Source organism: Oscillibacter acetigenes (genome assembly GCF_025567605.1).
Lineage (GTDB): Bacteria > Bacillota > Clostridia > Oscillospirales > Oscillospiraceae > Oscillibacter > Oscillibacter welbionis.
In genome coordinates this window covers 310156-331548 of sequence record NZ_JAOQKG010000001.1, presented here as the reverse complement: position 1 = coordinate 331548, position 21393 = coordinate 310156, and the positions used below count along the sequence as shown (strand labels likewise).

Genomic DNA, 21393 nt, shown 5'->3' with positions numbered 1-21393 from the left:
CAAAAACCAGGAAGAAAAGGAGTGAGCCATGAGCAATCAATCTTCGGCGGGCCAGAAAGCGGCCCGGGCGGCTTCCGCCGCTGTAAATATTGCACGGGGAGCGGCCGCAGGCGGCGTCTATGGCGCCGCCGTGGAGGCCGCCAAATCATTTTTGCCGGAGCTGATCCGGCTTTTCGTCATCCTCCTGTGCGTTGTGCTTCTGGTTCCTATGCTCGTTTTCACAGCACTTCCCAACATTCTTTTCGGCTACTCCAGCTCTACCGACCAGGAAATCATCGACTTCACCGCGTCTGCTCAGGAGCTTGACGGGATATATCAAAATCTGGACAATTACCAGCAGCCTGCGGTTTTGCGCCTGGTGAACAGTATTCTCCCGCGCTTCTGGTCCGATGGAGAGCCTTTGTATGATGATTATGGCGTGGATCAGGACCTGGGGTACATGAACAAATACTGGCTGATGGCGATTGGCTCAGTCCGGTATAAACAAGACCTTTACACTATGGATGAAAGCGCCATTGAGGACATGATGTATGACCGCCTGACCTACTCTACCTCTCTGATCGACCGCATCCTGAACATCTTTGTCCGTGATTTGACGCCCGAGGAGTACATGGACAAGCTGAATTTTACCCAGGAGGAGCGGGACTGGGCGGCGCTGCTCTATTCCATGCTGGCGGAGGATCAAAACCTGTCCTACGGGGACAGCGACGGTGACGGCTACTACAACACGGACTACGGCGACATCACCTTTTCTGACGCGGAAACACCGGTCGTCTACTATAATCAGACGGATTCCCGCTGGGGAAATAAGATGTACGGCAAGTCCGGCACCATCGGGGAGGCCGGCTGCGGTCCCACCGCCCTGGCGATTGCCGTGGCCTCGCTGACAAGCAATCAGGTGACGCCCTACGATGTGGCCCAGTGGTCTGTGGAAAATGGGTACCGCTGTGAGGGAAACGGAAGCTACCACAGCCTGATTCCAAATGGGGGCGCGCATTATGGGCTGACCGTTACCGGGGTCGGGAACGACAGTAAAAGACTGGTGGATGCGCTCAAGAATGGAAAGCTCGTGATCGCCATTATGTCCAAGGGTCATTTCACCAGCTCCGGCCATTTTATCGTTCTCCGGGGCGTGACCGAGGGTGGAAAGATCCTGGTGGCAGATCCGGCCAGCGTAAAACGGAGCAATCAGGAATGGGAGCTTGGAATCATCCTCAATGAGGCGTCCCGCCGCGCTGGCTCAGGAGGCCCTTTCTGGGTCATGTCCGCTTAGGTGGCTCTTATGGCAGAACAAAATATGTGCCGAATGACACAGCTCCGTCTGCGTTACGGTATTTCTCAGGCAGACCTGGCAAATGCGGCCGGTGTTTCCAGACAGCTGATCAGCCTGATTGAACTTGACACGGCCAGTCAGAGCAAGGGCCATGAGGCCTTGATCCGGCGGGCCTTTTCCGCTGTCATCGCTTCCCGGCGGGCGGCGCTTGACGGGCTGGCGCACGAGTTAGATGCTGCCCCGTGGCTATTTTCGATGTCCAAGGAGGACGACGAGCATGGATTCTGAAACCTATTACATCCCAGTCAACTATACCGATGCGGGAAAGCTGTTCGGGCTCTTCGAGATCCGAAACGCAATCGAGTCGGTTGTCCTGGGCCTGCCGGTCCTGGGTCTTTGCACCGCGCTGCTGCCTTTTACGATCACATGGAAGATCATTGTGACGCTGTGCCTGCTGGTGCCGACCGTGGGATTTGCGCTGATTGGCCTGAAGGACGACAGCTTGACCCGTTATTTGAAAACCTGGTGGACCTGGCGTCGGCGGCGCCGGGTCCTGACCTATCGTGGAGAGGTGAATGCCCATGAATTTGAAAAACGCTATCTTCGGTGGTTCCGTCACGGGAATCAGTGACCGCAGCGGAGCCTATGACGGGAGCATCCAGGCCTGGCTCCCCATCAAGGATATTGTCCAGGGGGTCGTCGTCACCCGGGACAAACGCTTTGTCAAGATATTAGAGCTACTTCCCGTCAACTTCTACACCATGTCCAGCATGGATAAGAGCGCCGCCATAGAGGACTTTGCCGCCTATCTGAAAATCGCGCCAGCCAATCTTCAAATCAATGTCCTGACCCAGCCCTTTGACCTGGATGGCTACCTAAAGCTGCTCAGGGGCTATCTGGAGCGGGAGACCAATGAACAGTGCCGCTTGATGCTGGAGGAGAGCATGGACTATGTTCCTCAGCTGGTGGAGCGGGAAGCTCTTACCCACCGCTTTTTCCTGTCCTTTTCCTATGACCCGTCCATGAAGGCCCCGGATCACACACCGGAGGCCATTGCCGCGGTGCTCAACGAAAAGGCGGAGGTAGCCCGGAGATATTTGGACCGGTGCGGAGTGGCTGTTTTAGAGCCGGAATATGCGGACAATTTTATTTTGGAACTGTTCTACAAGCTCATCAATAAACACACCTCCCAGCATCTTCGTCTCCCGGACGGGGTATTCGATATGCTGGGGATGGTACATGGCGTCTACGATGAAGAAGCACTGAAGGCGCTGGACACGGCGGCCGCGGAAAGCGCCGGGAAAAAGAAACGGAAATGGTTTTCCCGAAAGGAGGCATCCCCGCTCTCCCGTCTGGAGGCCGGAGCCACCACCATTCCGGATCTGATCGCGCCGCCCGACATAGATACGCACCATCCCGATTATCTGCTGATCGACGGGGTATGCCACGCCTATCTCTACATCAGCGGCTATGGCTACTCGACCGTTGTAGGCAAAGGCTGGCTCACCCCCCTGATTGAAGCCGGGGAGGGAGTCAGCCTGAGTTTTTACTTGGTCAAACAGCCCCGGGAAAAGACGGTCAACGCCATCGGCCAGACAACCATGATCAACCGCTCCCGGATGAGGGATGTGGGTGATACCCGTCAGGATTTTGAGGAACTGGGGGACGCCATCGGCGCCGGACTGTACCTGAAGGAGGGAATGAACAGAGAAGGCCAGGATTTTTACTATATGCACACCTTGATTGAGGTCATCGCAGACGACCCGGACACCCTGGAGCAGCGGGTAACGGCGGTAGAGACCCTGTGCGTAGCCTCCGATATGCTGGCCAAGCGGTGCGAGTACAAGCATGAGGCGGCATTCTTGTCGTTTCTTCCGCTGTTGATCTCAGACCCGGATATTGAACGGAAAAGCCGCCGGAACGCCTTGACCTCCGGTGTGGCCGCCTCGTTTCCCTTTGCTTCCTTTGAGCTGAGCGACCAAAAGGGTATCTTTCTGGGCCTAAACCTCTACAACCGCTCTCCGGTATTCATCGACTTGTACGATGACTACAAATACACCAACGGCAACTTTGCCGCGTTCGGCAACAGCGGAGCGGGCAAGTCCACCCTGCTTCAGAGCATCGGCAAGCGGCTTCGGGAGCAGCAGCGGAAGGTGATCTACATTGTCCCCGAAAAGGGCCATGAGTACCGTCCCCTGTGCGAGGCGGTGGGCGGCCAGTTTATCAAGCTGGGGCCGTCCTCCCCAGATTGTATCGGCCTGATGGACATTCGCCGTCTGAAAGCCTCTCCCTACGCGGCTCAGAATGGCGGTACCCAGCGCCGGGAGTCCCTGCTGGCGGAGAAAGTCTCCTGGCTCTCCGTATGGTATTCTCTCCAGAAGCGCAATTTGTCGGAGGAGGACATGAACTACATCGACGCCTCTCTGATTGAGTGCTACGGCCGCCGGGGGATCACCTTTGACAATGCCAGCCTGTTTGAGGAGGACGGCGTGACCATCAAGGAGATGCCCGTTATCCAGGAGTGGTACGACATCCTGCGGGAGAAGCAGGAAACCAAGCACCTGTCAGTAATCCTGACCCGCTATGTATCCGGGTCGGCCGCCTCCATGGGTGGGCATACCAATGTGGACACGGAAAACCCCTACATTGTGATCGACCTGACTGATATTCCCGATGACCTTCAGTTGGCGACTGTGTACGCGGCCACCGGCTTTGCTACCGACATCACCGTGCAGAATGGGGATGTGGGAACGGCCCTGCTCTCCGACGAGCTGTGGAAGCTCCTGGGGGCGAACTCCAATCCTCTGGCCGCCGACTACACCATGCGCATGGTAAAGTTGATCCGCTCTCAAGGAGGGGTTGCGGGCGTCACATCCCAGGGCATGGCCGATATGATGGCGCTGGACGGAGGCAAGTATGGGAAAGGTATTTTGGACAGCTGCCGGATCAAATTCATCATGCAGATGGAAGATCAAGAGGCAAGGCTGGTGCAGAACATCCTCAATCTGACCGAGGAGGAGACGAAGATGATTACCCGCTTCCGCCGGGGGGAAGGTCTGCTCTGTATTGGTCATAACCATGTCCCCATCGCCGTCCATGTGTCCCCCAGGGAATATGAGGCCATTACCACCTCGCCCACTGACCTGCGAGCAAGGCAACAAGCAAGGGTGGAATAGTTCTCTCATGGCAAGAAAATGCCGGTAAAACGATAGCGTTTTACCGGCATTTCTCTACTGCTTTAAGTGCTCCCTTGCTCGTTCAGCCAATTCTCCATAAGCTGTTCCTTTTTCAAATACTGCTGAACAAGGGCGGAAAAGTCGTTGTCAAGTTCAGCTTTAAGATAAGAGCGGATTCTATGATCGAGCGTTTCTTTATCCATCTTGGCTTGACCAAAATTGAGCCCGACCAAAAATTCCCGCGCCCCATAGCTGCCGACGGAGAAAAACAACTCCAGGAAGTAATAGTCATCCTGTTTGCGGAAATCGGGGTTTTTACTACACTCGGCGTATAAGTAAATGCGCTCCTCAAACGCTTTGGAGGATAGTGAAAAATGGGTGGAATAGAATTCATCGTCTATGATGTCGATAGTGTATGGCTCGTTCATATCGTATCCCCTGTTCGCATTTATTCCCTAATGTAATTTTACTGCTCATATTATACTCATTTTCCTAAGAAAGTAAAGGAGATGGCATCAATGCTTGAGAAAAAAGATCATGTAAAGCGGATACAAGAAATCACCTTTGAAGCCTACAAATCCAGCGGCCGGATCGCCGCGCTTCTGGACCAGAATACAGGCCCCTCGGAACAGTTGTCTGAGGAACTGGAGCGGGTGGCAGCTCAAATAGAGCATGGGGCGATAGAACTCCGCAACCTTTGCGCCCGCTATCAGGCGCCGCTTCCTCCGGTAGGGCAAAAGCCCGCGCTGGAGCCGTTGAACATCGCCGGCCGTGCGGAGTGTAACGAATTTGGCTGGCTTCATATCCAACTGAACGCGCTGCTTCCCAACTGCCGCTTTGCAAGCCCCCTGTGGATCACAGACACCATAACCAGGCTCCTGGACCGACTGGAGCGGCGAAACGGCAAGCTGCCTCTTTTGGAGGAGGCCCTGCTGATGATCGACGAACACTGCGACATCGCCGCCCGGCAGGTCTACGACCAGGATAATAAAGCGTGGAAGGCAATCTCAAACGCGCTCAAGGGCCGGGTCGTCGCTGACGATGACCAGTACAGCCTGGGGGTATGCCTGCTGTCCAGACGCTCGTCGGAAGCGGAGTGCCACATCTATGTGCTCCCTGTTCAGGACGCGGGAGACTTTTTCTTCCTGCGCTCCGACCAATACCCCTTTTCCCGTTGACCTCCGGCTACACCGGACCGCACGGCGGGCGTACAACATCGGTTACAGCGGCGGGCAAATCCCCGCCTTGGCCCGTTACATACAGCATACGATTTTAGACCGGACCATCGGGGCGTCCCACAGCAGGATGTAACCGATGGTCCGGGCAGTTTTTTGCCGTCTGCTCTGGCTTTTTGTACGGCGCTTCATCCGTTACATTGAAAATTTGTAGATGTCCTATGCCACCTACCGATACAAACAGACCTCAAATCTGAGAGGAGGGCTACCATGCTCTATGACCGCAGGGATTTTGGCCTGCTCCGTCTGGCCGGGACCTATCAATGGCTCCCCCTGGCCCCGCTGCGGACCCTTTCCTCCCTGAAACACCTCTACCGTGAGGCGGAGCTTCTGTCTGCGCTGGGACTGTTGAGCTTTTCCCGCAGCAATCAATACCTGATGCCCTCCCCGGAGGGTTATCAATTTCTGGCGTCTATGGAAATCGACTGCCACGCCCCCACCAAACGCCCTTACGCGAAAAGCTCCGCCCTACGACGGCGGTTAGAGGTGGGGACCGTCCTGCTCACCTGCCTGGGAGCAGGAATTGAGCCGGCCTATGACAACGTAGACCGCTTAAAACGCCAACCGGTTTTTCTCCCCGCTTTCGCCCTGCGCGGCGGGGACGGCAATCTGATGAACGCCGCCAGCTGTGTCGGCTTCGGCCACTGGGGAAACCACGCTTATCTCCTCCAATATGTCAGCCGGCAAAATCCCGGCTTTTTTATGAACAATGAGCTGTCCCATCTCTATAACCTGGCAAGCGTGTTCAGTGAGCGCCTGGACACGCCCCAGGCCCTTCTTTTGGCCGGAGAGAGCTATCGGTCCATTTATGAAATGCTCTCCAACCAGACCCCATCGGGACGGAACGGGAAAAAGGGCTTTACCGATTACAGCCAGGCATATCCCCGGCTTGGTATTCCGGTGTCCCTGGTTTCCTGTGACGATACCGGGGCCATGCAGCTGGCGATCATGCGCCAGATGGATTACCGCACCCGGATTGCGCAGGCTGCCTTTGGAGCCCGGTGGAAGCCGGAGGACGACCGCCTCCCGGAAGCGGACGGCCATGTGGACGGCAATCCCCTGGTGATCGCGGTGGACATGGACCTGCGCCGCTTGGAGCGGGTCTGCCGCGACGCGTGCCAACAGGGACGGCGTGAAATCCTTGTGGCCGCCCTGGAGGGCCAGATGTCCGGCCTGCTCTTGGACCAATTTCCGCGTAGGGCGCCGGTCCGGGCCCTGCGTATCAATACACATGTGCTTACGGCGGCTTTCGGAGAAAACTTTTCCGCAGGCGATCCCTGGCCGAATGAGCCGCTTCGGTGGAAAGGCGGGCTGATCCATGTTTAGGCTGTCGGAAAAGCTGGCCCGCCTGGAAGACCGCATTTCGGGCCGCTGGGGAAAGAAGCTGGACCGTTTTTTCGACCGCCGCAAGGGAAAGTGGAAGTTTTATATCCCGCTGGGGCTGTTCTGCTGGTACTTTTACGGAATGCTCATCAACTCTGTCCACCTGGGAATCCAATCCACCTTTAACGCGACCGGCGAGCCGGTGGGCTCCATTTGGGTCGTCAACCCATTCCGCAATCTGCTGGCCGTCTTTACCCCCACGGGGCTGGGCGTCACGGCAATCTGCTTTATCCTTTTTTGCCTCATCACCAAAAAGGGCTACATCTGGTTTTCCGGCTACAAGTTTATCCGGGACAAACGCGGCTTTGACATTCTTCCCGATGGCACACACGGTACCTCCGGCTTCATGTCCAAGAAAGAACAGGAGAAGATTTTGCTGACGGGCCCCATCTCGGAGCTGTCCGGGACGCTTCTCGGCAAGCTGAAGGATGATCCGGACGATGATGACAAGTACGCTGAGTATGTGACTCTGCGCCCCAATAGCGGCCTGACGGAGCACATCATGGTGTACGGCGCCACCGGCGCGGGCAAGACCCGTGGCCTTGTGAAGCCCTTTATTCTTCAATGTGCTGCTAAACGGAGCACGCAGGAGAGCCTGATCTGTGTAGATCCGAAGGGAGAGGTCTACGAGAGTATGTCCTCTTTTCTCCGGGAACAGGGTTATGAGGTCCGGATGTTCAACCTTCTGGACATGGAAAACAGTGATGCCTGGAACTGCCTGAGCGGGATCGAGAAGGACAAAGACCTGGTGCAGTCCATCGCGGAGGTCATCATCAAGAATACCTCCAACGCCAACGAGCGGCAGGACTTTTGGGAAAAGGCGGAGCTCAATCTGCTCATGGCTCTGATGCACTATGTCGCAACCCAGACCATCCCCGGCACCACGGAACTGCTCCCGATTCAGCAGCGGTCTCTCGGGGCCATTTACCGGATGCTCTCCAACGAGTCCTTTGGGGATCTGGAACGGCGCTTTGAGGCGCTGCCCAAAGGCCACCCGGCGCTGGCGCCCTATGGTATTTTCAAGCTGGCCAACCGGCAGATCTGGGGCAACATCGCCATTGGATTGGGCAACCGACTGTCTGTGTTCCAAAACCCTTTGGTGGACAAAATCACCTCCTACAACGAGATCGACCTGACGCTTCCCGGGCAAAAGCCCTGCGCCTACTTCTGTTGTATCTCCGCGCAGGACTCCTCTCTGGAGTTTTTGAGCTCCCTGTTCTTTTCCCAGCTCTTCGCCCGTCTCATTGAGTACGGCCGGCGTCACGGCAAGCATGGGCGGCTGCCCATGACGGTCAATGTATGCCTGGAGGAGTTTTGCAACATCGGGAAACTTCCGGACTTCAAGCGGGTGCTCAACTTCTGCCGCGGCTCCGGGATCTTCTGCCAGCTCATTGTGCAGTCTATTCCCCAGCTCCAGGACCGCTACCCCAAAACGGAGTGGGAGGAGCTGATCGGCTGTACGGATATTCAGATCTGCCTTGGATGCAACGATGTGGACACGGCGACCTACATCTCAAAAAAGTGCGGCATGGTCACCATCAAGGTGGAGAACAACCAAATGCCGCTTTTGCCGTTGTTTTCTCCGGTTTATAGCTCCACCCGTCCATACAGCCAGACCAAGAGCAACACCCAGCGGGCCCTCATGCTCCCGGATGAAATCATGCGCATGGACAATCAGGAGAGTCTGGTACTTCTCCGAGGTCAAAAACCGCTGAAGCTCTACAAGATCACGCCGGACGAACACCCCAGCTTCCAGCGTCTGCACGATGTTAAGGTATCAGACTACACCCCCGAATGGCGCCGCCAGGAGGAGACGGCCAAGGCCGAAAGGAAGACCCAGGCCAAGTCCCGGCCAGCGCCGTCCGCGCCGGAGGCCGGTCCTCCTCCCGCTCAGCCGGCAGATACTGTGCCGGCACCCCCTGTCCAAAAAGAAGCCGGTGGGGAGACGGCGCCTCACAAGGAGCAGGATCAGATCCTCCGGCAGGAATACGACTATGGACTTCTGGACCCGGAATTGGATCGTGTCTCCTCCCAGTCGCCGGACACCGAGGCCCCCTATGGCGCCTTTGACCTGATCGAAACATCCCCGGATGAAGTGGGCAGGCCATAAGCCATTCCATGTCCCTGCGCCGCTGACAATCAACAAACTTGTGTAAAAAAGGAGATGGTCCCAATGAAGGCAGCACCAATGACAAAAAAGCCGTCTTTCCCACTGATGAAGCAGGGGGACATTCAGAATATCTACCATTTGCAGATGCCCCGCTGGCTGTTTACCGATCCCCGATACATGGGGCTCTCCCTGGAGGCTAAGGTGACCTACACCTTTTTACTCAACCGCTTCCAGCTCTCCCGGCTCAACGGCTGGATCAATGACGACGGAGAGGTGTTCATCATCTACACCCGCCGCTCTCTGGCCAGCGAAATGCAGGTGAGCTATCACAAAATCATTGAGGCGATGAAAGAACTGTCCTCCGCCGGTCTGATCTGGGAGCGCCGGTGCGGCCGCGGAGACGCCAATCAGATCTACCTTGCCCTGGTGGAGCACCGGGAGACGGCAGGCGGCAGCGCCCCCTTTGTGCCCCCGGAACATGAGGCCGCTGGAGGGGAGCAGCCGGTACCCGCTGGTGAGCCGGCTTTGGAGACAGGGCCATCCGGCCAGAATCGTACTCCACCGGAGCCGCACGAGGCACAGGCCCCTCCCGCCTCCTCAAGAAGTGCGGGATCGGAACTTCTTGTCCCCTCTCATCTGAAGCAGCGGGGCACTGCGGCCGGTTTAGAAGTCCCAGACCCGAACTTCTTGAAGTCCCAATCCGGAACTTCAAGAGATTTGGAAACGGAACTTCCAGAAGTTGACCAACGGGACTCCAGTTATATTGACTTAAATCATACTGATGGGATTCATACTGAATTCAGTCTGTCCTGCCCGTCCGGCGCCGGAGACCGGATGGACGGACTGGGGCCATGGTGGAGAAACCTGTCCGAGCAGGAACAGCTTGCGCAGATTCTGGAGAACTGTTCCCTGTGGGTCTTTGACCCGGAAACGGCAAAGGTGTTTGAAAATGCCATTGAGCGGCTGTTTTATACCCAGGAATACCGGATCGGGAAGGCTGTCCTGCCCCAGGCCAATGTGCGCTCCCGCCTGTGGGATCTGGACAGCACCATCCTCCAGTCCGTGGAGGGAAAGCTCCGTCAAAACCAGCGCAATGTCAAGAACTCGACCGCCTATACCATGGCGGTCATTTTTAACGCCATCTGCGAATCGCAAAGCGATCTTCTGCTTGACCCCTATCTCAACAGCATAGGCGGAGCCCCCGGCAGGGAGTGAGAAAGGCGGTGAAAATCAATGCTTTTGACAAATGACCAGCGGTTTCTCCTCGACATCCTGCGGGAGGTCCGCTGTATGCGGCTGGATCAGATTCTTCCGCTTATGCGTCTCCGCGATCCAGCCAAAGCCAAGTCCCACTGTGAGGCTATCCTGCGCTATCTGCGCTATGCGGGAGAGCTGGTCCCTGTTGGAGACAATCTCGTGTGTCTGGCAGAGTTCCGGGGGCAGGCGGCGGACCCTGAGATGCTGTGCGCGCTGGACATTTTACTGTCCCTCGCAATCGGCCCGCCGCTTCAGCTTACCAGCCGGAGGCCGCCTTACAAACTCTGCTTCCTGCTGGAGCGGGGAAGGGAGAGTGGGAAAATCGACGCATTCGCGGTCCTGCCGGTGGAGCCGGGACGAGAACAGCTTGTCAGCATCCTTTTGGCGCAGCAGTCTCAGGATGTGACCGTGCTTTTGTCCCTGTCCGATTTGGAACAGCACCGGCTTTTACATATCAATCAGCGGCACTACTTCGTCATCCGGAAGGAGGGTCGCCTGCGGTTCTTTAAGGGAGGTGAGGCCAGCCAATGACAGCCGCAGTAAGCGAACAACTTAGCCCAATCAGAAAGGAGCCAGACTATGAGCTACACAGAGCATGATGAGACCATGGATAGCCGCAGCTTGGACGGTATCACGGCTTCAGGCGCTGCGGAATCTTCACCCGTGGGCGTTTCTCAGGAAGCGCCCGGTGTGGAGAGGGCAGATCCCGCCGGAGACAGGACAGAAGGCATAGCCCCCGTCCTGGAGGCTGGCACCGAGGAGGAGGCGACCGCCCCCGCAGCCCAGGCGGAGGGAGGCGGGCTGGACCCGCCTGAAGCTCCCTTGCCTTCCGGTGAAAGCGAGCAGACCGGCGAGGCTGGTCCGGAAACACCGGTCGAAGAAAAGCCAAAACGCAAGCGGGTTTCCCGCAAAAAGGCGGCGGATTCCCCGGAAGATACATCCGGCGGCGAGGCCGCTGGGGAGGCCGCTCAGGCGTCTGAGGGGGAAGATACCTCCAGCGGCGCCTCGGATGATTTGAGCGCCCAGGGAGGCGATACGCCGGAGCATGACGATGACGAGGATCTGGAGACGGATGCCTTTGTCCTGAGTGATGGTGGAGAAGAGATGCCGCCCACCCCATTGGAGGGTACAGGTGATGATGATACGGCAGACGCCCCAATGGAAGGTCCCGAGCCCGCGCCGTCTCCCAAGGCACGGCCGGCGCGGCGTACAGCGTCAGCGGCAAAGACGGCCAACAGGCCTAAAAAGGAATTTACCAGCAGGCCGTTGAAAGATAAGCCCACGCTGCTCTCCCTGGATCTGAACAAGCTGGACGAGGACCTGTCCGAAGAGGAGCGGAATGAATGGAATGCCATCTATGCATCCTACCGTTCCAAGTCCATTCTGACCGGGCGGATCATGGGCATCGACACCCATTCCTTTACTGTCCGCAACCGGGAGACAAGGCAAACCGAGCGGCGCAAGATGCTGTGCGCCGTTATCATCAACTACCGGGTCAAGGTGCTGATTCCGGAAACCGAAGTGTGGTACCCAGGCCAGGAGCGGCCGCCCTATGTACTTCGCAACATGAGCGGCGCAGAGACCGACTATATCATCCTGGATGTAGACCGCGAGGGTGGTGTGGCCATTGGCTCACGCCGAATGGCGCTGGCCGCCCAGAGGCACTTTTTCGATACCATCAAAGGAGGGCGGAGCATTGGCGAGAGGCTGACCTGCCGCGTTCTGGCTGTGGGCCCCAGGCGGTGCCTGGTGGAGTGTGGAGGCAGGGATATGAGCCTAAGCCAGAAGGACCTCACTTACATCGCTACACCTGATCTCCGGACGCGGTATCACCCCGGGCAGACTTTGAACTGTGTTCTGAAGGAGTACGACCGCAGAGAGGGGCAGTTCTGGGTTTCAGTAAAGGATACAGTGGACAACCCCTTTTTTGGAGCGCTCCGAAGGCACCCTATCGGAAGCCGCCGGCAGGCGGTCATCTCCGGCAAATACGGCGGCGGCGTGTTCTGCACGCTCTCCGACGAAACGGTATGTCTCTGCCACTACTCCACACTGCACTCAGACCTGGATTTCCATGTGGGGGACACGGTCATTCTGGCAATCAAGCAGTTTGATTATGAACGCAGCCTGATCTATGGCCGCATCCTCTCCAAGTGGTGAGTAGAATGGCAGATGAAAAGTGTCTCCTGGAAGATCTCCAGGATCTTGTAGGCTGTCTCTATCTCTCGGATCTGAGACTGCTGTGCAGCCGTGAGCGCGTTCGTCAGGCCCTGAAACAGCTCAAAGCGGAGGATTATCCCCCGGCCCAGTGGCAGGATGCAGTTCATTATCTGATGTCCTAAGGTGCAGCCAAGCCCTGCCGTCTTATACGCTGATATGAGAAAAGCGAATGCCCGCAGGCCTTCTTTAGGATGTGTCCTGCGGGCATTCAACTTGCAATATTGATAAAGTAAAATGGTAAATTTCGTTTCAGGCCCCACATCGCCCACCCAGTATTGATTGTTTCTTTATCCTTCTCTGAAATACATAGGGGCTACGATCCGTTTCAGAAAACCTCAAGCGCCGCTTGACGCATCTCTCTGAAAGTTGTATAATTTCATATAGTTAGTTATTGCTAACCAGCGAAATTATGAATGGAGGTATTCCTATGTCCCTGATTCAAAAAGAAATTGCCGATTTCTCTGTCCAGTGCTACCAGAATAACGCCTTCCGCACTGTTACCAAGGCGGATGTACTGGGAAAGTGGAGCGTGTTTTTCTTCTATCCCGCCGACTTCACCTTTGTGTGCCCCACGGAGCTGGAGGACCTGGCAAACCTCTACGATAAATTCCAGGCCATCGGCTGCGAAATTTACTCCGTTTCCTGCGATACCCACTTTGTCCATAAGGCGTGGCATGACGCCTCCGAGCGCATCCAGAAGATCCAGTATCCCATGCTGGCCGATCCCACACATTGTCTGGCAAAGGATTTTGAGGTCTACATTGAAGCCGACGGCGTGGCGGAGCGGGGCAGCTTCATTGTCAACCCCGAGGGAAAAATCGTGGCCTATGAGGTCAACGCCGGCAATGTGGGCCGGAACGCCGACGAGCTGCTGCGGAAGGTACAGGCGTGCCAGTTCGTGGCGGAGCACGGAGACGAGGTATGCCCTGCGAAGTGGCAGCCTGGCGCCGAGACCCTGAAGCCCAGCCTGGACCTGGTGGGACAGCTTTAAGATATGGACCAGATGGCAAACTTCTACGATGTCGTGGTCATCGGCGGTGGTCCAGCGGGACTCACCGCCGCCCTCTACCTGGCCCGGGCCCGCTACCGGGTGGTGGTCGTGGAGAAGGATCACTTCGGCGGGCAGATCACCATTACCTCGGAAGTGGTGAACTATCCCGGCGTGGGCAGGACCAGCGGGACGGAGCTTACCGAGACCATGCGAAAGCAGGCGGAGGGCTTCGGCGCTGAATTTCTGCTGGCCGAGGTCATCGGGCTGGAGCTCTCCGGCGATGTAAAGACCGTCCGCACCAGCCGGGGGGATTTGAAGTGCTTCGGCGTTCTCCTGGCCACCGGCGCCCATCCCCGTATGGTGGGCTTCCAGGGTGAGGAGCAATTCCGCGGTCGGGGCGTGGCCTACTGCGCCACCTGTGACGGAGAGTTCTTCACCGGGAAGGAGGTCTTTGTGGTGGGCGGCGGCTTCGCCGCGGCGGAGGAGAGCGTGTTCCTCACCAAATACGCCCGCCAGGTGACCATTCTCATCCGGGGAGACGACTTCACCTGTGCACAGGCGACAGCGGACGCAGCCAGAAACCACGAGAAGATCACCGTCCTCACCAACACGGAGGTGGAGGAGGTGTCCGGAGACACCGCTCTCCGCTATCTCCGGTACCGGAATACCAAAACTGGTCAAGTGACCAAGCACCACGCGGCGAATGGAGAGACCTTCGGCGTGTTCGTCTTTGCCGGTTATGAGCCGGCCACGGAGCTGGTGCGCAGCCTGGCCGAATTGAATGACCAGGGCTATATTCTCACAGACCGGAGCCAAAAGACAACTGCGGACGGCCTGTACGCCGCGGGTGATGTATGCGTCAAGCCTCTGCGCCAGGTCGTCACCGCCGTGGGAGACGGCGCCCTTGCCGCCACGGAGCTGGAACGCCTGTGCGCCGCCATGCAGGAAAAGACCGGCATCCATCCCAAGGCTCCGGTGAGCCGGACAGCAGAAACGGCGGCTTCTACCGAAACAAGCAGCACGCTTTTTACGGGGGATATGCTGGCTCAGCTCCATGCTGTATTCGCCCGGATGTCCTCGCCTCTGATCCTGCGGCTGTATCTGGACGAAACGCCTCTTTCGGCTGAATTGAAGCAGTATATGGAGGAACTGGCGGCACAGAGCAGCAAACTCACAATGGAGACAGGAGCGGCCGGAGAGATGGAACACCCGCCCTGTGTCCGAGTCTGCCGGCCGGATGGGAGTTGGACGGGCCTCGCTTTCCATGGGGTCCCCGGCGGCCACGAGTTCACCTCCTTCGTCCTGGGCCTCTACAATGCCGCCGGACCGGGGCAGGCTCTGGACGAAGATACAAGAGCAGCGATCCACTCCATCCAGAAGCCCATCAAATTAGAGATCCTGGTCTCCCTCTCCTGTACCATGTGCCCGGAGCTGGTGACGGCAGCCCAGCGGATCGCCGCGGAAAATCCGCACATTACCGCCCAGGTCTATGACCTGAATCACTTCCCAGACCTGCGGGAGAAATATCAGGTCATGAGCGTCCCGTGCCTCGTCATCAATGATGGGGAGCAGGTATCCTTCGGAAAGAAAAGCATCCGGCAGTTGTTAGAACTCTTAACATAGCAAGGAAGCCGCGTTGCGGGCCGTTTGGTCTACAACGCGGCTTTCCTCTGCAAAAGATGCTTGTAGCGCGGAGCCTTTTGGAGTATTCTTTAGTTATCAAGAACTAACTCCAAAAGAGGCATATTGCTATGAGGAAATCAGATCTGGACTTCTGGCAGGGAATGGCCGCACATTACAGCAAATTCATGCGGCGCTCCGCACCGATATATGCGGAAATCTGCAATCACATTCGTCCGCATCTCACCCGGGATATGAATGTATTGGAACTGGCCTGTGGCACAGGTCAGCTATCCTTTCCCTTGTCTCCGTATGTCCGGTTGTGGGAGGCCACCGATGCCTCTTCCAAAATGATTGCGGAGGCGAAGAAACAGACCGGATCTTCCCGGCTTCATTTCTCGGTACAGGATGCTTCCCGGTTGCCGTATGCCTCGGAAACCTTTGACGCGGTGGTAATCGCCAATGCCCTGCATATCTTACCGGAGCCGGAAAAGGTTTTGCGGGAAGCTCGGAGAGTCCTAAAGCCGGGCGGGTGGCTATTCGCTCCTACCTTTATCCACGCTGGGGGGAAACTTGCCAGCCTGCGGACCTGGGGTATGGAGCGGACCGGCTTTCGCGTCTACCACTTATGGAACGCCGGGGAATTCATTGCTTATCTTTCGTCTCACGATTTCTGGGTGACGGAACACTCCCTGCTCGGGGGGCGTGTACTGCCTGTGTGCTATGTGGCGGGCAGGAAGTAACTGCCCAGAATGGGGGTCGAAGGCGGGCCATCGGCGCTGTATGACGGTGGCCCGCCTTCTGATAATCAATGAATGCGGGCTTTTTGTGTAGAGGGCAAATACAAACAGCAAATAATAGGGACAGTCGTTTGGAGCTATAAATTTTCACTCCAAACTTCATGTTGACATATTTCCAGACGGCCATTATAATAATAGTAGCAGGGATGGTTTCTGCATGAGACGAGTGACGGTTCTGACTCGTCGGTAAAATAAAAATTGACCGAGCGAAGATGTTGAGTGACGGTACTGACTCAACGGTAAAATAAAAATTGACCGAAAGAAGCCATCCGGCGGGGAGGGATCGCCCTCCCCGCTTTTCTTTTGTTAAGGGGGGCGAAAAATGGAGTATATTGCGGAGATCCACAGCCTGTCAGCAAAATTTTTTACAGATTACCCTCACAGTCAGTATTCGGAGATTGCCGTAAAGAAAAACAGGCCATACTCCTGTCTGTTGATCGAATACATGGACGACCTGTTCATCTGCATTCCTTTTCGTTCCCATATCCGCCACCCCTATGCTTATCATTTCAAAAGCTCCGCCAGATCTCAGCGCAGCCAGTCCGGCCTTGACTACACAAAGTCCATCCTAATCAAGAATAATGCGTACATAGATACCACTGTACCGGCACTCGTCGATCAGGACGAATATAAAGAAACGATGGTCAACTTGCCGCGTATCGTACAGGAGGTTTTTTCGTATATTTCGGATTACAGGGATGATCTGAATGAGGTCCGCAAACTTCACCCAAGGGAGTGGCAGCGCCGCTATGGCCGGTCTACTCTACCATACTTTGAAAGTTTTCTACGAAATACAAGCGGCAGCGAATGAAAACCGCCCTTCTGAGCAAATGCTCGGAGGGGCGGTTTTGTGCTTCACACTTATATTCAAGTTGGTGCTGCATTGTGGCGTCTGCTTTTTTATTTAATTGCGTCCTTCAATACCTTGCCAGCCTTAAAGACTGGCATCTTCCCGGCTGGGATCACAATGGGCTCGTTGGTCTTGGGATTCCGGCCGGTACGCTCGGCGCGCTCTTTCACTTCAAAGCTGCCGAAGCCAGTGAGTTGGACCTTATCTCCCGCGCACAACGCTTTCTCGACCTGGGAGAGAAATGCGTTCAAGACTTTCTCCGTATCCGCTTTGGAGACTCCGCTCTCCTCGGCCATACCAGCAATCAGTTCTCCCTTGTTCATAAAGCAAATTCCTTTCTTTTTCTATTGATTTGGATAAGCACTCTTTATATGATAGCCGCATCGGCGGCTTACCACAGGGATGAAGCCCAAGGCATAACGGCTGAGGGCGTTCCACCCTCAGCCGCAACCGCGGTCAGCACATATCCCGTGCCCACTCCCGAACCTCTTCCAAAGTCAGCTCGAAGCGGCCGCCTGCCGCAACCGTATTCCCGGACATATCCACGATCATATAGCCGCCGAGGTTGTCCGGACTGATGGGCGCATGGGATTTCCGCATCATGTAGCCAGCCGCCTTCAGTACACGGCGGAGCGATTGCTCCAGGGAGTCCTCTGTACGCATCGAAATACCTCCTATTTGATATTCCGAGCCAAACCACGCCGCGCTCCAACCGTTTTCCTGCTGGTATTATAACAGGGAACTCACGGAAAATGCAACTGTGCGGGATGGTTTGGATGCTTTTTCCCTTGCGTTTCCAATGCAGGCACTCAAAATTAGCGCAAAAGAGACTCGGACACCGAAGTGAACATATGTCACTCACGCTTGCAAAAGGCCTCATCTCTCCAGCATCCTAAAAATCTGAATATTCTCTGATCAGACAGCCGCGGTGCAGGTAATAGAATACCCGCACCGCGGCGTTGTCTTTTTCAATCAAAGTGTCCAGCGGCTGGACTCCGTTCGCTCGGAGACGAAATCCCGGTAGATGCCCGCCTGCTGGATCAGTTCCTCATGGGTGCCCCTTTGGACGATGCGGCCCTGATCCACCACCAGAATCTGATCCGCACCCCGCACCGTCTTGAGCCGGTGGGCGATCATCAGCACGGTTTTCTCCCGCGTCAGGGCTTCCATAGCCTTTTGAAGCTGGCCCTCATTCTCGGGGTCCACATTGGCCGTGGCCTCGTCAAAGATGACGATGGGCGCGTCCTTTAAGAGGCACCGAGCAATGGAGATGCGCTGCTTCTCGCCGCCGGAGAGTGTGGCGCCGCCCTCGCCAATCACCGTGTCATATCCATCCGGCAGGGCAGAGATGAAGTCGTGGCAGCACGCCTTTTTTGCGGCCTCCACCACCTGTTCATGGGTAGCGCCCGGGCAGCCGAACTTGATGTTGTTCTCCACTGTGTCGGCAAAGAGGTACACCCGCTGGAACACCATACTTACCTGCTCCATGAGGGACTCCAGCGTGTACTCCCGCACATCCCGGCCACCGATGGTCACACGGCCGCCGTCCACATCCCAAAACCGGGCGATCAGGTTGCAGAGGGTGGTCTTGCCGGAGCCGGAGGGCCCCACAATGGCGGTGGTGGTCCGGTCTGGGATAGTCAGTGACACATCCTTGAGGATGGGGCGGCTTCCATAGGAGAAGTTCACATGGTTGAATACAATCTCGTGGCTCTCCGGGCGGATGGCCGTGCCGCGCTGATCCATCTCCGGGATGTCGTCCACCTGGTTGGCGTGGTCGATGGAGCTGCCCACCAGACGCAGGGCAGACACGCCGCTGCCCGCGGACTGGATTTGGGAAAAAATCAGGAAGGAGACGATGACCGCCATCAGCGCATTGGCGAGGGACATGGCTCTCGTCAGGCACAGCCCCACCGACGCCGCCAGAATTAGAACGCTGAACAGGTGGAGGACCATCTCCTGGCCCCAGATATAGGGAGTGAACAGCTTCTCCACCGCCAGATTGTTCGCCCTGCTGTCCTCCAGCGCCTGCCGCACCCGCTTGTCACCCTTTCCGGTCAGGTTAAAGGACTTGATGACACTCATGCCCTGGAGCTGTTCCAGCACCGCCTCCACCAGCCGGGCCTCGTCTCGCTGGCACTTGGGGGCAATCTTGGCGGACTGCTTCTCCATTCCGGAGAGGAGGGCCAGATACACCAGCATCCCCGCCAGGGCCAGCAGGCCGATCCGCCAGTCCCAGAACAGGACGCACAGCAGCATAACAGCGGAGTTGATCAGGCCGCCCAGGATACCGACCAGCACCATGGGGCCGGTGCTCTCCACCTCGTCCAGAACGGTGGTGGTAATGCCGGTGAGCTCTCCCAAACTCTGGTCGTTGAAATAGCCCATGGGGACCCGCTTGAGCTTGTCACCGATGGAAATGCGCTTGTTCGCCACCATGAAATAGCCGGCGTGGGTCTGCTGGAGCTGGCTGAAGCGGTTGAGGACCGCACGGCCCAGAATGCTGGCCAGCAGAAGTCCCAGCGCCTGCCAGGCCGGGGCGGAGTCTGTGGAGCCGCCCACAAGGGCCAGCACCACCACATAGATGGCCGCGATCTGGAACATGTGGAACACCGCGTAAAAGAAGCCTAAAATCATGGACCTTCGGATATTGCCCTGCTCCTCTCCGGCAAAGTCCCAGATTTTTTTCAAAACACCGATCATGCCTGCTCTCCCTCCTTTGCGCCCATATGCGCCCGCCACATCTCCTGATACAGCGGGCAGTTCTTCAAAAGTTCCCCGTGGGTGCCCACATCCTGGATGCGGCCGCCATTGACTACCACGATCTGATCCGCGCCGGTGATGGTGCTGAGGCGGTGGGCGATGACCAGCACGGTCTTTCCCGCCACCAGCCTGCCCACGGCCTGCTGGACCACGGCCTCGTTCTCGGGGTCTATGTAGGCGGTCGCCTCGTCCAGCACCACAATGGGCGCGTCCTTGAGCATGGCCCGGGCGATGGCGATGCGCTGACGCTCGCCGCCGGACAGATGGGCGCCGCCTCCGCCTACCACCGTGTCATAGCCTTGCTCCAGGCCCCGGATAAAGGCGTCGCACCCGGCGGCTTTTGACACGGCCTCCACCTCGGCGTCGGTGGCCGCCGGGCGGCCCATGCGGATGTTCTCCCGGATACTCTCGTCAAAGAGGTAGTTATCCTGTGAGACAAAGGCCACCTGGTCATAGAGCTGCTTCAGCGGGACCCGCTTCAAGTCCTGCCCGCCCAGAGTGATGGAGCCGGAGGTCACATCCCAGAAGCCGGCGATCAGCTTGGCGATGGTGGACTTGCCGGAGCCGGAGGGCCCTACAAAGGCGGTCATGATCCCGGCGGGGATGGTGAGAGATACATCGTGGAGCACTTCCTTGTCCGCGTGGTAGCCGAAGGACACATGGGAGAGCTGGATGTCCCGCCCCTGGAACTCCGCCGGCGTTTCCCCGTGGTCCTGCTCCGCTCCGTTCAAAATGGCGTCCACCGAGCCCACGATGGTGCCCACCTTGGCGAGACTGTCCACAAAGTCCATGGCGGCCAGCAGGGGCCCGGCAATGCCCAGGGACAGGACGATGGTGGTGATAAAGGTCTCGATGGGCAAACTCCCTCCGGTATAGAGGAGCCAGCCCACCGGCAGAATGGTGATCATGGTGGTGGGCGAGATGGCACGGGCCAAAGAGACCGGCATCTGGCAGCTCTTCATCCAATGGTAGAAGTAGGAGGCGTTGGCCTTTACGCTGTCGGAGAAGCGGGCATAGGACTGCTTGCCCTGGTTAAACGCCTTGATGACCTCAATGCCGCCGATGTACTCCACAATGGCACTGTTCATGGCCTGGGTGGTTTTGACTGAGCCCTCGTACTGCTTGCCGTAGCCGGCCATCACCGCCATCATGAAGGCCATGCCCACCGGGATGGATACCAGGCTCAACAGGGCCATCCGCCAGTCCAGCACGAACAGATAGATCAGGATGCACACCGGCCCCAGCACATTGGCGGTCATCTCCGGCAGAAGATGGGCCAGGGGCCGCTCCATGCTCTCCACCTGATCCACGATGACCTGCTTCATCTGGCCGCTGGAGGTGTCCAGAATCGTACCCAGAGGCATCTTTGGCAGTTTCTCCAGCACTTTCTCCCGGATGGATTTCAGGATGGCAAAGGTGGCCTTGTGGGATTGGGACAGGGCCAGGGAATACAGGGTGGCCCGAAGCAGGAAGCCCACGAGCGCCACTGCGCACCAGGTCAGGTAGAACGAGGATTCCTGGTTCCCAGACAATAGGCCGAGAATGATCTGAGCCGCGGCAAAGTAGGGGAGCATCCCAAACAGTACCCCCACCACAGCGGACAGGACCGCCCGCTTCAGGCCGCCCTGTTGTCCCTCTCCCAGCGCCCACAGACGGAGCATGGGGCTTTTCTGTTTCATAACAAACTCCTCCTTTTTGGTTAGTAATTGCTAACTTTT

At 57.2% G+C, this 21393-nt stretch carries 20 protein-coding genes; 15 read left to right on the top strand and 5 right to left on the bottom strand.

What is annotated here, in order from left to right:
* Positions 1–28: 28 nt before the first annotated feature.
* From OCV80_RS01735 to OCV80_RS01720, 4 genes are read left to right on the top strand one after another with little or no spacing between them, the layout of a single operon-like run.
* Positions 29–1273 carry a C39 family peptidase gene (locus OCV80_RS01735; RefSeq protein WP_009259349.1) on the top strand — a complete coding sequence of 415 codons (1245 nt, stop codon included), beginning with the start codon at positions 29–31 and terminating at the stop codon, positions 1271–1273.
* 9 nt (positions 1274–1282) lie between these two features.
* Positions 1283–1561 (top strand): helix-turn-helix transcriptional regulator, encoded by a 279-nt coding sequence (locus tag OCV80_RS01730; protein WP_009259350.1) that lies wholly within the window; start codon positions 1283–1285, stop codon positions 1559–1561.
* Positions 1551–1904: a hypothetical protein gene (locus OCV80_RS01725; RefSeq protein ID WP_009259351.1), complete on the top strand. Its 354-nt coding sequence runs from the start codon at positions 1551–1553 to the stop codon at positions 1902–1904. The genes OCV80_RS01730 and OCV80_RS01725 overlap by 11 nt, the downstream gene beginning before the upstream one ends.
* Positions 1855–4449 (top strand): VirB4 family type IV secretion system protein, encoded by a 2595-nt coding sequence (locus OCV80_RS01720; RefSeq protein ID WP_009259352.1) that lies wholly within the window; start codon positions 1855–1857, stop codon positions 4447–4449. The genes OCV80_RS01725 and OCV80_RS01720 overlap by 50 nt, the downstream gene beginning before the upstream one ends.
* Positions 4450–4511: 62 nt before the next feature.
* Here the strand turns inward: OCV80_RS01720 and OCV80_RS01715 are convergent, their stop codons facing one another.
* Entirely contained in the window at positions 4512–4877 is a 366-nt protein-coding gene (locus OCV80_RS01715) for a hypothetical protein (protein ID WP_009259353.1), read from the bottom strand.
* 90 nt (positions 4878–4967) lie between these two features.
* Between OCV80_RS01715 and OCV80_RS01710 the strand changes: the two genes are divergently transcribed.
* The 11 genes from OCV80_RS01710 (at position 4968) to tenpIN (ending at position 16873) form a co-directional block, all read left to right on the top strand.
* Positions 4968–5627, top strand: coding sequence for a hypothetical protein (locus tag OCV80_RS01710; protein ID WP_009259354.1), 660 nt, complete (start codon positions 4968–4970; stop codon positions 5625–5627).
* Between the two features lie 267 nt (positions 5628–5894).
* Complete coding sequence (locus tag OCV80_RS01705; protein WP_147571001.1) at positions 5895–7010, top strand: hypothetical protein; 1116 nt, start codon at positions 5895–5897, stop codon at positions 7008–7010.
* Complete coding sequence (locus tag OCV80_RS01700; RefSeq protein ID WP_147571000.1) at positions 7003–9177, top strand: VirD4-like conjugal transfer protein, CD1115 family; 2175 nt, start codon at positions 7003–7005, stop codon at positions 9175–9177. Before OCV80_RS01705 ends, OCV80_RS01700 begins: the two co-directional genes overlap by 8 nt.
* Positions 9178–9240: 63 nt before the next feature.
* Positions 9241–10392: a replication initiator protein A gene (locus OCV80_RS01695; RefSeq protein WP_267288155.1), complete on the top strand. Its 1152-nt coding sequence runs from the start codon at positions 9241–9243 to the stop codon at positions 10390–10392.
* A gap of 18 nt (positions 10393–10410) precedes the next feature.
* Positions 10411–10965: a DUF5697 family protein gene (locus tag OCV80_RS01690; protein WP_147570998.1), complete on the top strand. Its 555-nt coding sequence runs from the start codon at positions 10411–10413 to the stop codon at positions 10963–10965.
* A gap of 48 nt (positions 10966–11013) precedes the next feature.
* Positions 11014–12591 (top strand): hypothetical protein, encoded by a 1578-nt coding sequence (locus OCV80_RS01685; protein WP_147570997.1) that lies wholly within the window; start codon positions 11014–11016, stop codon positions 12589–12591.
* Positions 12592–12596: 5 nt separating this feature from the next.
* Positions 12597–12773 carry a hypothetical protein gene (locus OCV80_RS01680; protein WP_267288154.1) on the top strand — a complete coding sequence of 59 codons (177 nt, stop codon included), beginning with the start codon at positions 12597–12599 and terminating at the stop codon, positions 12771–12773.
* Positions 12774–13078: 305 nt separating this feature from the next.
* Positions 13079–13642 (top strand): alkyl hydroperoxide reductase subunit C, encoded by a 564-nt coding sequence (gene ahpC / locus OCV80_RS01675; RefSeq protein WP_147570996.1) that lies wholly within the window; start codon positions 13079–13081, stop codon positions 13640–13642.
* 3 nt (positions 13643–13645) lie between these two features.
* The gene (locus tag OCV80_RS01670) at positions 13646–15265 is read left to right on the top strand and encodes an FAD-dependent oxidoreductase (RefSeq protein WP_147570995.1); all 1620 of its coding nucleotides are present in this window, start codon (positions 13646–13648) and stop codon (positions 15263–15265) included.
* Between the two features lie 128 nt (positions 15266–15393).
* Positions 15394–16005: a class I SAM-dependent methyltransferase gene (locus OCV80_RS01665; protein WP_147570994.1), complete on the top strand. Its 612-nt coding sequence runs from the start codon at positions 15394–15396 to the stop codon at positions 16003–16005.
* 379 nt (positions 16006–16384) lie between these two features.
* Positions 16385–16873 (top strand): type III toxin-antitoxin system TenpIN family toxin, encoded by a 489-nt coding sequence (gene tenpIN / locus OCV80_RS01660; protein WP_147570993.1) that lies wholly within the window; start codon positions 16385–16387, stop codon positions 16871–16873.
* A gap of 89 nt (positions 16874–16962) precedes the next feature.
* Here tenpIN and OCV80_RS01655 read toward each other — a convergent pair whose 3' ends face one another.
* From OCV80_RS01655 to OCV80_RS01640, 4 genes are all read right to left on the bottom strand, one after another.
* Positions 16963–17235 (bottom strand): HU family DNA-binding protein, encoded by a 273-nt coding sequence (locus OCV80_RS01655; protein ID WP_009259365.1) that lies wholly within the window; start codon positions 17233–17235, stop codon positions 16963–16965.
* Between the two features lie 133 nt (positions 17236–17368).
* Positions 17369–17575: a hypothetical protein gene (locus OCV80_RS01650; protein WP_147570992.1), complete on the bottom strand. Its 207-nt coding sequence runs from the start codon at positions 17573–17575 to the stop codon at positions 17369–17371.
* 309 nt (positions 17576–17884) lie between these two features.
* Positions 17885–19615, bottom strand: a complete 1731-nt coding sequence (locus tag OCV80_RS01645; protein WP_147570991.1) for an ABC transporter ATP-binding protein — start codon at positions 19613–19615, stop codon at positions 17885–17887.
* Positions 19612–21354 (bottom strand): ABC transporter ATP-binding protein, encoded by a 1743-nt coding sequence (locus tag OCV80_RS01640; RefSeq protein WP_147570990.1) that lies wholly within the window; start codon positions 21352–21354, stop codon positions 19612–19614. Before OCV80_RS01640 ends, OCV80_RS01645 begins: the two co-directional genes overlap by 4 nt.
* Positions 21355–21393: the final 39 nt, after the last annotated feature.